The organism is Pauljensenia sp. 20925_1_25, from assembly GCF_041433955.1.
Classification (GTDB): domain Bacteria; phylum Actinomycetota; class Actinomycetes; order Actinomycetales; family Actinomycetaceae; genus Pauljensenia.
In genome coordinates this window covers 1-11931 of sequence record NZ_JAPWCL010000027.1, presented here as the reverse complement: position 1 = coordinate 11931, position 11931 = coordinate 1, and the positions used below count along the sequence as shown (strand labels likewise).

Genomic DNA, 11931 nt, shown 5'->3' with positions numbered 1-11931 from the left:
CATGAACCGACCCACCACTCTGCGCGAGGCCATCGAGCGCGCCGACGCGATCCTGATCGGAGCGGGCGCCGGGCTGCCCGCCGCCGACGGCGACAATCACTCGGGCCCGGTTTTCGATGAGCGTTTCGCGGACTTCCGCGCCGAGCGCGGCATTACAGACGCCTACTCGGGTGGCTTCTATCCCTTCCCCACTCCGGAGGAGCGCTGGGCGTTTTGGAGCCGCATGATCTCCCTGCTGCGCTACGAGGCCGGCCCGGGGCAGGCCTACTCGGACCTCCTGGACCTCGTGCGCGGTCGCGACTACTTCGTGATCACCACGAACGTCGATCACCGTTTCCAAAATTCCGGCTTCGACAAGGAGCGCCTGTTCTATACGCAGGGCGATTACGGGCTGCTGCAGTGCTCGGGTCCCTGCCACGACGCCACGTACGACAACGAGTCGTGGGTGCGCGAGGCGGTGGCCAGCCAGGAGGGCATGCGCATCCCGTCGGAGCTGATTCCGCGGTGCCCGAGGTGCGGTGAGGAGATGACGACGAATCTGCGCGTCGACAACCGTTTCGTTCAGGACGAGGGATGGATGGCGGCTGCCGGTCGTTATCAAGACTTCCTGGAGCGCACGTCGAGCGGCCGTGTGCTCCACCTTGAGCTGGGCGTCGGCATGAATACGCCGAGCATCATCAAGTTTCCGTTCTGGCGGCGCGTGTTCGACAATCCGGGGGCGACCTACGCGTGCGTGGCGCTGGACGCGGCGGCCCCAGCAGAGATCACGGATCGTTCACTCATCATTCGCAGCGACATCGCCGAGGCCCTGGCGAGCTCGCGCGGATAACGTGCCGATGCCTCGGCCCCCTACCCCTGAGCGCGCGCTTTCTTGCGCATCTTCAGGATCGTCGAGGCGATGATGGAGACCAGGAAGATGTTGAAGAGGATCGCTCCGACGCTCGGGGACACGAGCGTGGCGACGAGGCGTCCGGCGGGGGCTGTGGCCGCTGCGGAGGCCCCGACGATGAGACCGACGCGCAGGTCGACCATGCGGTGACGCAGATTCGTGACGGTCCCGGCGATGCCGGTGGGGATCATGACGAGCAGGGACGTGCCGCGCGCAATCAGGTCTCCCGCGCCGACGGCCAGCTCCATGCCGGGCACGATGACGGATCCGCCGCCCACGCCAACTAGGCCGGACAAGATGCCGGCGCACACGCCGACCAGGATCAGCAGAGCGCACGAGTCCGGGGTTAGCGAGACGACCCCCTCACGCGTTGGGACCTGCAGGTATTGGGAGACGATGACGAAGAGTGTAAAGCCGATGAGGATCCAGGGCAGGGAGGGTGCGGGGAGGCGGCGCAGGAGCCACACGCCAATTTGGGAACCCGCGAGCGCGCCGACGACGAGGAGCGCGCCGCCCGCCCAGGAGACCTCGCCGTGCAGGGCGTAAGTGCCCGAGCCGACGGCGGCGGTGACGATGATGGCGGCGAGCGACGTGGCCGAGGCGCGGCGCTGGTCCATGCCCAGGAGGGCCATGAGCGCGGGGACGATAACGAGGCCACCGCCGACGCCGAAGAGCCCGGAGAGGAAGCCCGCGCCGACGCCCGTCGCAATGACGAGAAGGATGCGGCGCAGGGTGAGAATCTGGGAATCGGTGTGGGCCATGTCTCTACTGTAGTCCTGGGGTAAAGCGTCTTCTGTTTCGGGGCTTCACCCCGCGCGAAACGTGTGTCCTCGTCCTGTTCGCGCCGGTTTGTGTGGGCGTAGACTTCTGGCATCGACGAAAGGAAAAGCGATGTCCAACGTTCTGATTGTGTCGGGTCACCCGCGCACCGGCGATGACTCGGTGGCGAATAAGACGATTCTGGAGGAGCTGACGTCGCTGCTCCCCGAGGCCATGATCGATCATCTCGACGAGCTGTATCCCGATTACGTCTTCGACGTTGAGGCGGAGCAGGCGAAGCTCGCCGCGGCGGACGTGATCGTGTTGCAGTATCCGCTGTGGTGGTACGGCTGGCCATCGCTGCTGCAAAAGTGGGTGGAGGACGTGTTTCTGCGCGGTTTCAGTCACGGGTCGACGGGCACGGCGCTGCGCGGCAAGAAGCTGGTGGTGTCGCTGACGACGGGAGCGGCGGAATCCTACTATGACGCCCAGCCGGGCGGCATCGAGCGTTTCTTGGCTGCGGTGAAGGCGACGAGCGCCCTGACGGGCCTGGAGTATGCGGGTGTTCTGCCCCTGTACGGTGTGTCCTACGCGAATCGTACGGATGAGGCGGCGCGCGCCGACATGGTGGAGCGTTCGCGCGAGCACGCGGCGCGCGTCGCGGAGCTGGTGGCGAAGCTGTAGGCTCACTCCCGCGCGTATCCAACGAACCCGGCCCCGGCCTCGTCAATCCATCCATCGACGAGGCCCGGGCCGGGCACCTACTTCTTCTTTCTTTTCTTCGGTGCGGGCAGTTCCTGCCACATCGCGTCGACGACGTCGTGCAACGTGTCGCGGTCCTCCACCTCGACGAGGAGCATCTCCTTCGCTCCCTCGTAGGGGGTGGCGCGCGGGGCGCCGGGCAGGAGCCGTTCGGAGGCGGGCGTGACCTTGAGCAGGAAGCGGTCGTCGTAGATGCCGCCCACGACCTTGCCCCGATAGTAGAGGACGTATTCGCCCATCATCTTGCGGTGCGCCACGTCATCCAGCTCACCCAGAAGGTCGAGCACGAACTCCAGGTATTGGTTGGTGGACGCCATCGTTCATCCTCGCTTTCTCGCTCAACGCCACGCTCGCCTGATCCTGCGCTGCATTGAGTGGCCTTGCTCTTTTGTGGCGTATGAAAACAGTGTAGGAGCCTGTGAGCGGTCCCGGTGACCGCGTTCGTTCATTGATCAACGAGGCCGGGGTTGGCTGCAGGGCTAGAGCTAGTATCGCCGCGACGCAAGGGGCGTCAGGGCCTGGACGTCGCGCCTGACAGCCCCGTTAGGTTGGGGGCATGACAGATACACGTGACCCGCGAGGGATTGTTAACTTCTTTATCCGGTACCTGGTGCTCCACGCGGTCTTCCTGCTCGGTTTCACTCTCTCCTATGTCACCGATCTCTTCCTGTTCTACTTCTTCGGTTTCATAGGCTTCTTCACCTTCTTCCAGATGTTGATAGCCATCCCCAGAAAGTTCCTCGACGAGGCCGGATCGTGGAAGCCTCTCGCGATCGCGGGCGCCCTCCTCTCGGACGTGGCGGTCCTGTGGTGGCTGGGCGGGAGAGTCTCAGGTTTTTTGGTGGACTCCAACTGGGAGCTCGTGGCCATATGGTTGCCTTTCCACTTCCTCGCTGCCTTCTTCGCGTGGGGACTCCGCGAGATCTTCCGCTGGTTGAGCCCACGAGTCACTGCGACGCCCAGCGCCCCTGTCGATGCCGTTGATCCAGCTGTTACGGAGAACCCCACCAGCTCCGAAGACGCAGATGGAGGAATGACAAAATCGAGGGACCCACGAGGCATCATGACGTTCATCGTCCGATACCTGGTCCTCCACGTGATCTTCCTGGCCGGATTCCCGGTCTCCTATGCCATGGGCATGCATCTCATGTACTTCTATGGCTTCATGGGCGTCTTCACCTTCTTCCAGGTGTTGATAGCCATCACCCGAAAGTTCCTCGAGAAGGCCGGATGGTGGAAGCCTGTCGCCATCGTGGGGGCCGTATTCTCCGACATGGCGGCCCTGTGGTTCTTGGGAGTTCAGCTGGGCTATTATTTCGGCAGCCCCAGCTGGGGGCTCGCGACCTGGTGGTTGCACTACCACTTCATCGCTGCCTTGTGCGCGTGGGGACTCCGCGAGATCTTCCGCTGGTTGAGCCCACGAGTCACTGCGACGCCCAGCGCCTCTGACACTCCCGCCGATCCGGCTGAAACCGAGAACCTCAGCGAATCCGAAGACACAGAGGCAGACACCCCGACGGACGCAACCGCGGTCACCGAAGTCGACACCGACACCGACACCGACACCGACACCGACAAACAGTAGGCCGTTTTCTCGGGAGCGGCTTCGTCCACTCCCCACCGCCAGGCAGGAGGCACAACCCAGCCCCGGCCTCGTCAATCCATCCATCGACGAGGCCGGGGCCGAATTGCATCTGAACGATTCAGTTCGTCTTCGTGTTCGTCAGGTGACGACCGATGTAGCCGATGTAAACCTTGTGGGTCTTTTTTGTGTCCGCGTAGTAGTACATGCGTGGGGCGTTGCGGTCGTGGTGGGTGGGCGCGAAGTGGGTCCACATCGTGATCTCGCCGCTCGGGTCAATGATCGTCGGCACTGGGAACGTACGCTCACGACGCCAGCGCGGATTCCCTTTGACGGTGTCACTCTCGTTGGACTTATGACGGTGCGGTGAACACGTGCGGTAGCCGTCGGGTGCCGCTTTGAGGAAGTCGTACACGTTACCATCTGCGAAATCACCGGCCTCCCGCGCACGCAGATAGTCGCGCAAGACCAGTATGTAGCGCCAAAAGTCCTCCGCGTAGTTTCGCACGCTCAACTCGTCAAGCCGGAGCATCTCCCCCATCATCGCGTCCGGATCACCGAAGACAACGTGTTGGCGCACCCGCTCATGCTCCGCGTCACTCGTCATCCAGTCGTAGAGTTCAACCATGTCTGCCGGTGGCCGGTCGAGCATATTTTCCGAATATCTGTCGTCGGATTCGCGCTGATCCGGATGCGTAGCCTTCCACGCGAGATGACGGTTCTTTTGCTCCAACTCGCGAATCTCCTCGTTCGCATACAGGAGTACGATCTCCATATCATCCTTATGCGACGTCAGCTCCTCCACTTCGGACCTGAGGTCCGCGAGCTTACGCTCACTCTCCTGCGCCGCCTCAGCGAGGAGTTCCTGTGCGGCTTCTGTTTCCGCACGCGCATGATCACGCTCTCCCTCAAGTTCAATGCACCTGGCGGTCTTCTCCTCCAGTCTCTTCTTCAGCTGCGCGACGGCTCGTTCACGGTCCTCACGCACGCGCGGGTTCGCAAACTCGAGCGCGTGCCCGATGAGGCCACGCAGCTGATCGCTCCAACCAGATCGGACAGCAGCGGGCTTGATGCCGCAACGACGAACAAGGCCGACGCTGGGTAAGACACGACGCTTGGATGTGCGGGGTTTTCGCCCATTGTGTGTCGGAAGCGCTCTTGGCTGTGCGGCCCCAGCCTCCTGGCGTGGGACTTCCTTGCTTGCTTCTTTGCTGCGTGTTTCTTTATGGCGCGCCTCCTCCAGGGGGTGGAAGGTTGGAATTGAGGCCCTGCGCTGGTCGAGTACTTTGTGGGCCTGGAGGAGTTCCTTGTCCAGCCCGTTGTCCCACAGGTACTCGCGCGGCGTTCTCGCGATCGTGCGCGCCAGCGCCGGGTGGAAACGTCCCTGCTCCTCGTCGTAGCCACGCAAGAGGGTCGCCGCGGTCAGGACCCTGTGCCGACGCGCATCGATCAGGTCACCCGGCTGCACGCCCGGCAGGAACGTACGCAGGCTCCCTTGCGGCATGTCAAGCCCCTCACCGATCTTTGCGAGGTAGTCGGCATACACCTGCGGTGTCAGCAAGAAATAGGTGGCGCAGCCCAATGAGTCACCCGTCAGCGGGGCCAGAATCTGGTGCCACCGGCTTTCCTGCTTCAGAGCTTCCGGCGTATCGCCGTCGGTCAGCGGCGCAGCCACGACCACTGCGGTTCTCCTGCGTGGATCACGGATCCAGCCGATGAGTTTCTCCACCTGGTTGGCGTCGTTGATTGGCTGGAGGGTATCCGACAGCGGCATGTCCCGGTCAAAGACTCCGCCCTCACGGATGAGATCACACACCACTCGTGGAGGTTTCGCGTCCCATTTCCCGTCGCGTGGTGGGACCACCTCCACCCAGATAACCTGCCGATACGCCGACTCCTTCGTGGCGCTCATCGCGTACAGGCGCATCACCCAGTGCTCGCCGTCCTGAGTGCGTTCCACTGTTTCAAAGAGCTGTCGCCTGTAGTGCTTGTCGGCAGAAGTCTCCCTCGTCTTCGTTACGACGAGGTCCATGTGCTGCCCTCGCGATGATAGAAGAGTGCCGAATCGGTAGATGCCCTCGTCGTTACATGCGGCTTGCTCACCCGCCTCCCACAGCGAATACTTGTCGTGCAGCCACTCATGGAAAAGCCGATCAGCGACGCGCAGCGCATCCTCCCGCTCACCTAACTCCAAGACTGCCCGGTACCCACGTGCCATGATTCGCTCCCCCCTTGGGCATCAATAGACGAAATACACCTGCCAGCTTACGCCTACAGAACAACCATCACGCCACAAAAATCTTGACGCTCATGAGCTACACATCACACAATAATCCCCGGCCTCATATCTGAGACCGGGGACCGCTCAGGCTCTGACGCTCAGGCAGTGCGTCGCAGCGCAATGCGTCAGGACGCGATGACCTCGACGCCGTTCACCTGCACGATGCTGGACAACGCGTCGATGAACTGCTTGATGATCTTGCGGTTACGGCCATTCTGCATGAGGTTGGGTATGCCCTTCGTCGCACAGGAAACCTCAACGGTAACGCCCTGCTGGTGAGGGATAAAGCCGACGATGATGCGCTCACCCCAGGACATGAAGGTCAGGGGCGTCTCGAAGGTGAGGTAGCGCGCGTTCATGTCCGCCCCCATCATGGTCGCCTTCGGCACACTCGGGACGGCAGCCATCGCCGCTTGGAATACCTGCTCGTACGGCAGTGCGTACTGGAACGCCTGCTTGTTTTCGCGTATACCCATGGAGGTCTCCTTGCATATCTGATTGATGTATTGCCCGCCGCGTGATCGCCACGCATGGGTGAGCGCAGAAGGGTACTCAGCCCTTCAAACCAGATCAGCGTATCAGCATCAGCTCTGGCAGCCAGTATATTGGCGTTGCTTGACAGCTCGGTCAGCGGCAATACACAAATCGGAGAGTTCCACCCTCGCGCACCCGTCACACACATAGACAGCAGGTGCCAGGCGGTGGAACCCGATCGGCACCTGCCGCTTGACGGCGGGCGAACCGCTCACGAACGCGGCTCGTAGGGGCTGACCGCGACGGAAGCGAGGTTCTGGCAAACGCTCAGCGAGAGCTGCAGGCTGATCGAACCCGAGCCGTCCGTGTTGAAGATGTCGACCTGATCGGAGGACGCAGGAGTGCAGCCGTCGACGCCATCAACGGATTCAGCCGTGAGGGTCACGCCCACACGACCTCCCTGAGGAATCGTGTACACGTTGCCGGGATCCTCGCCGTCGCGCACCGCCTCAGACACGGTTGCTCCGCCCGAGGCGAAAAGAACCTGCGGGAAGCCGCTGACCCAGCACGAGTCTCCCTCATTCGTGAAGGTCAGCTCGACGTAGGTGGTGGTGCCGATCTGCTGGTTGCTCGTCACCGCGGGCTGCAGATTCGTCAGGTCGCAATGCGCCTCGTTGTTGGTCACGTCAACCTCAGGAGCCTGGTTGCCTTTATCGACCGAAGCGCTCTGGGGCGTCTCCCCGCCCTGGGCGTCCATGCCACTCTGTGCGGTGGGCGTAGCACTGGCTGAAGCAGAGGCGCTCGGAGTCGGGGCCGAGGTCGTGGCACCGGAAGTCGGCTGACTATCCTTCGGCGAACATGCACTCACCCCCAAGACAAGGGCGGACAGGGCGGTCACGGCAAGGAGGCGTCGCGTTGTCATCATGGACCCATCCTATGAAAATGCGCGGGACAAGCGCCCCGCCACGCCGTTAGTTACCGAGTGATGACAAGCCGTGCAGGAGGTGCGAAGCGTGAGTGAGCCACGGCCTCGTCAATCCAGTGAAGAAGCCGGGCAGCGCATCCCTGCGCTGCCCGGCTCTCATCAACCTTAGCTATTCGAGACCGGCTCGATCTCGACGGGAGCGACGTCCATCTCATCCAGCGGCACCGTCCGGTCCTTACGCACCAGGTGATAGCCCCACCAGACCGCGCCAAAGAGCGGCAGACCGATGTAGGAGGAGGCAACCTCCCATACCTGACCGTGAAGCACGGCTTCATAGTTCTGACCCGCCATCACGACCAGGCACATGATGAACGCGATGATCGGCCCGGCCGGGAAGAACGGGGAACGATACGGCAGGTCTTCGAGGCGGTAGCCCTGCAGCAGGTAGGCGCGACGGAAGCGGATATGACTGACCGCAATGCCCAGCCACATGATGATGCCGGAGATTCCGACGATGTTCACCAGCCAGATGTAGGCGTCCTCAAAAACCAGCTGCGTGAGGAAGCCGCACGCCGCCGTCACCGTCGTCACGGCCATCGCGTAACCGGGTACACCGCCCTTCGTCACGCGTGCGAAAATCGCGGGTGCCTGGTGCTTGAGGGCCATCGAGTGCAGCATACGAGAGGCCGCGTACAGGCCCGAATTACCCGCCGACAGGATCGACGTCAGGATGACGGCGTTCATGACGGCCGCCGCCGCGCCGATGCCCATGCGGGCGAACACGAGCGTAAATGGCGACTGGGCGACATTGTTGGCGCTGTCATCGGCGGCGCTGAGCAGGCTCGGATCCGTGTAGGGCAACAGCGTGCCGATCACCGCGATCGCGCCAATGTAGAAGAACATGATGCGCCAGAAAACCGTGCGGATCGAACGCGGCACGTCCCGGCGCGGGTTCTCAGACTCGCCGGCGGCCACGCCCACGAGCTCGGTGCCCTGGAACGAGAAGCCCGCGATCATGAACACCGCGATGACGCCGACGAAACCGTTATGGAAGGGAGCATCGCCGGTCGTCCAATTCGACAGGCCCGGCGAGTTCGTGCCCATGACGCCCGCGATCATGAAGACGCCGGAGACCACGAACACGATGACGATGACGACCTTGATGGCCGCCAACCAGAACTCCGCCTCACCGTAGACGCGCGCCGACAGGGCGTTAAGTCCCACGACGATGAACAGGAACACCACTGCCCATATCCACGAGGGCACCGATGGGAACCAATAGGCCATCACGAGGCCGGAGGCCACCAGGTCCGCGGCGACCGTCACCGCCCAGTTGAACCAATAGTTCCAGCCCATCGCGAAGCCAAAGGACGGGGAAATGAACTTCGTCGCGAAGGTCTGGAACGAGCCCGCGACCGGCTGGTGCGCGCTCATCTCGCCCAGGGACTGCATGAGGAGCAGCACCATGAGACCAATCGCCGCGTACGCGAGGAGCGCGCCGCCTGGGCCGGCGTTCGCGACCGTGGCACCCGAGGCCAGGAACAGGCCGGTGCCGATCGCTCCGCCGATGGCGATCATCTGCATGTGGCGCGATGCCAGGCCGCGCTTCAGCTGCGTGTCGGAGCGCTGCTGTACATCGCTGGCGATGTCATCGGGAGTAGGGGTATCCATAAATGGGTTCCTCGTCTGTTGATCGTGAGTCCCATACTAGCCCCAAATTCTTGTGTCGAGATTGGGACGTTCTTTCCGTGGCCTTTAACGAGGCCGTGGCTGGCTCACGCAATTTACCTCGCGGCGCGCGTGCGACGTGGCGCAGTATCTCAACACTTTCACACAATCTGGCGGCTTTGCACGCAGGCGAAGCTTGTCGAAGCACGAGATCCCCGTCAGCCCCCACCTAGCCACTCGGCTTGTGCATGAAAAGAGCGGAACGAGCCACGACCTCGTGCGTGATCCACTCCCCCACCGGACTCGGTCGCTACACTAAGATCCTCCCCGCGCTAAGGAAGGAAGAGACCATGACGCACCAACTCGTCAGCATCGGATGGATGCTGCTCGCCCTTGTCCTGTCTGCCTCCATCGGACTCGAACGACAGATCCGCGGCAAGAGCGCCGGCATCCGCACCCAGGCCATCGTGGGCCTCACCGCCTGCCTCATGATGCTCATCTCCAAGTACGGGTTCTCAGACATCCTCATCGACGGCATCACCCGCTACGATCCCTCGCGCGTCGCCTCGCAGATCGTGTCGGGCATCGGCTTCCTGGGCGCGGGCATCATCCTGACTCGGCACGGAGCGATCCGAGGCCTAACGACGGCCGCCACCATCTGGGAAACTGCGGCGATCGGCATGGCCTGCGGCGCTGGCCTGTGGTGGCTCGCCCTTGCGGGCACTGCCCTGCACTTCATCGTCATTGCGCTGCTGACCCCACTCGTCCAGTTCATCCTCATGCGCACCCACGGGCACAAGGTCACGCTCAGCGTCCACTACACTCCCGGACACGGAGTGCTTTCTACCCTCCTCACGCAGGTCAGTGCCCTGGGCTGGTCGGTGTCCGGCGTCTCCACGCGCACCGATTCAGCCCACCACACGTCCACCGCACGCTTCACAGCGTCGACTCGCCAAGATCTCTCACGCTCGATGCTTGTGACGACGCTCGCGGACCTCGACGGCGTTGCCGGCGTCGACATCACGGAAGAGGACGACGAGTAGCCCACTGCATGACACAACGGGACGGGGTCCGCGGCTGTTGCGCGGACCCCGTCCCGTATGGCTTCACTCAGAGCGTCACGCCTGAGGGCTGTAGGGGTTCTGAGGCTGTTCGCCCGTCTGCCCCTGCTGGTTCTGAGCCGACTGCTCCGGCTGAGCCGACTGCTCCGGCTGAGCCGACTGCTGCGGCTGCTGAGCCTGCTGCGGCTGCGCGCCGTACTGGCCCTGCGACGCGGGGTAGGCCTGCTGCCCCGGGTACTGCTGCTGGCCCTGGAAGCCGGGCTGCGCGGGGTAGGCCTGCTGGCCCGGGTACTGCTGCTGGCCTTGGAAGCCGGGCTGCGCGGGGTAGGCCTGCTGGCCCGGCTGGCCGAACTGGTTCAGCATGGCGGGGGCCGTGTTCAGAGGAGCGACCTTGCCTTCCTTCAGCTCGAGGAGCAGGATCACGCCAGCCGCACCCAGAGCAATCGAGAACAGCGGGAACAGGTAGAAGCCGATCGAGAAGTCAATCAGATCGTTATCGTTGGCGAGGACGTAGAACGTCTCGATAAGCGAGATGATTCCCAGAGCGAGCGAACCCGCGCCCACGGAAATGAATGCCCACTTCTGGTTGGTCAGCCAGTAGGCGACGCCGACGCCGACGTTCGCGAGGAGCAGGAGCAGGAAGACGACCGGGAACCAACCGCCACCGCCGAGAAGCGACGTCGATTCAGTCACAAAGAACGAGATCTCGACATAGGGAAGGAGCATCGAGATAAACACAAGCAGCGACGCAGCAGCAACGCCGATCAGCGCGTAGGTCGCGCGAATCGAGCGACCGCTCACCTTGCCAGCCTCAGCAACGACAGCGTTCTGGAACTGATTGAACGCGCTGTTCGCGGCGGCACCGAACTGCGAAGCGGCGGCACCAAGCTGCTGGCCAGCGGACGGCCCCTGCTGACCGGGCTGCCCCTGGGGAGCGCCGAACTGCGGCTGCCCCTGGGGAGCGCCATACGGCTGCTGTCCGTAGGGCTGCTGAGCCTGAGGAGCGCCCTGAGGAGCGCCATACGGCTGCTGTCCGTAGAGCTGCTGAGCCTGAGGAGCGCCCTGAGGAGCGCCATACGGCTGCTGCCCATAGGGCTGCTGGGCCTGAGGCGCATCCGACTGCGCGGCGGAAGCATTCGTGTCAGCAGCGGGTTCAGCGGCTGCTTGCTCATGCGTGCCCTCGGCGGTCGCGTTCTCATGTCCCTCAGCCGAGGCCTCGGCGGCGGGTGCCTTAGCCGCGGGCTGCGCGGCGGGCGGCTGAGCGGGAACGACACCCTGGCTGGCGAGCCACTGCTGGAGGGCGGGGTACAGCGACGGGTGAGTCGCAACGTAGGGGCGCAGGTCTTCACGCGCAGCCGTGATGGCCGCGAGGTCCTGAGCGCTCAGCGCCGGGTTACTCATGTCAGCAGCAGTGAGCTGCGACGGATCGATGGTGCTCATCTGTATTCCTCTCGCACCCGAAAGTGCAGTTCCTGATGGCGAACAGTCAATTCTATCGCGTGTGACACTCGCCTAGTCAAGACGTTCGCT

Annotated in this window: 11 protein-coding genes; 4 read left to right on the top strand and 7 right to left on the bottom strand. The window is 63.3% G+C overall.

The window, feature by feature from the left end:
* Position 1 precedes the first annotated feature (1 nt).
* On the top strand, positions 2–829 hold the full coding sequence (locus tag O3932_RS09735; RefSeq protein WP_371538091.1) for an NAD-dependent deacetylase: 828 nt from the start codon (positions 2–4) through the stop codon (positions 827–829).
* Positions 830–849: 20 nt separating this feature from the next.
* On the opposite strand, the gene O3932_RS09730 is transcribed toward O3932_RS09735, so the two are convergent.
* Positions 850–1650, bottom strand: a complete 801-nt coding sequence (locus O3932_RS09730; protein ID WP_371538089.1) for a sulfite exporter TauE/SafE family protein — start codon at positions 1648–1650, stop codon at positions 850–852.
* Between the two features lie 130 nt (positions 1651–1780).
* Between O3932_RS09730 and O3932_RS09725 the strand changes: the two genes are divergently transcribed.
* Positions 1781–2332, top strand: coding sequence for an NAD(P)H-dependent oxidoreductase (locus O3932_RS09725; protein ID WP_371538086.1), 552 nt, complete (start codon positions 1781–1783; stop codon positions 2330–2332).
* 77 nt (positions 2333–2409) lie between these two features.
* Here O3932_RS09725 and O3932_RS09720 read toward each other — a convergent pair whose 3' ends face one another.
* A complete protein-coding gene (locus O3932_RS09720) occupies positions 2410–2727 on the bottom strand; it encodes a TfoX/Sxy family protein (RefSeq protein ID WP_371538083.1) in 318 nt (105 codons plus the stop codon).
* A 239-nt stretch (positions 2728–2966) separates the two neighbouring features.
* Here O3932_RS09720 and O3932_RS09715 point away from each other — a divergent pair, with 239 nt between their 5' ends.
* A complete protein-coding gene (locus tag O3932_RS09715) occupies positions 2967–3995 on the top strand; it encodes a hypothetical protein (RefSeq protein ID WP_371538080.1) in 1029 nt (342 codons plus the stop codon).
* Between the two features lie 118 nt (positions 3996–4113).
* On the opposite strand, the gene O3932_RS09710 is transcribed toward O3932_RS09715, so the two are convergent.
* The 4 genes from O3932_RS09710 to O3932_RS09695 form a co-directional block, all read right to left on the bottom strand.
* Positions 4114–6210 (bottom strand): hypothetical protein, encoded by a 2097-nt coding sequence (locus O3932_RS09710; protein ID WP_371538077.1) that lies wholly within the window; start codon positions 6208–6210, stop codon positions 4114–4116.
* A gap of 188 nt (positions 6211–6398) precedes the next feature.
* A complete protein-coding gene (locus O3932_RS09705) occupies positions 6399–6749 on the bottom strand; it encodes a hypothetical protein (RefSeq protein ID WP_009648668.1) in 351 nt (116 codons plus the stop codon).
* Between the two features lie 269 nt (positions 6750–7018).
* Positions 7019–7672 carry a hypothetical protein gene (locus O3932_RS09700; protein WP_371538074.1) on the bottom strand — a complete coding sequence of 218 codons (654 nt, stop codon included), beginning with the start codon at positions 7670–7672 and terminating at the stop codon, positions 7019–7021.
* 165 nt (positions 7673–7837) lie between these two features.
* Positions 7838–9343 carry an amino acid permease gene (locus tag O3932_RS09695; protein WP_371538071.1) on the bottom strand — a complete coding sequence of 502 codons (1506 nt, stop codon included), beginning with the start codon at positions 9341–9343 and terminating at the stop codon, positions 7838–7840.
* 347 nt (positions 9344–9690) lie between these two features.
* Between O3932_RS09695 and O3932_RS09690 the strand changes: the two genes are divergently transcribed.
* Complete coding sequence (locus O3932_RS09690) at positions 9691–10383, top strand: MgtC/SapB family protein (RefSeq protein WP_009648669.1); 693 nt, start codon at positions 9691–9693, stop codon at positions 10381–10383.
* A gap of 75 nt (positions 10384–10458) precedes the next feature.
* Here O3932_RS09690 and O3932_RS09685 read toward each other — a convergent pair whose 3' ends face one another.
* Complete coding sequence (locus O3932_RS09685) at positions 10459–11841, bottom strand: hypothetical protein (protein WP_371538068.1); 1383 nt, start codon at positions 11839–11841, stop codon at positions 10459–10461.
* Positions 11842–11931: the final 90 nt, after the last annotated feature.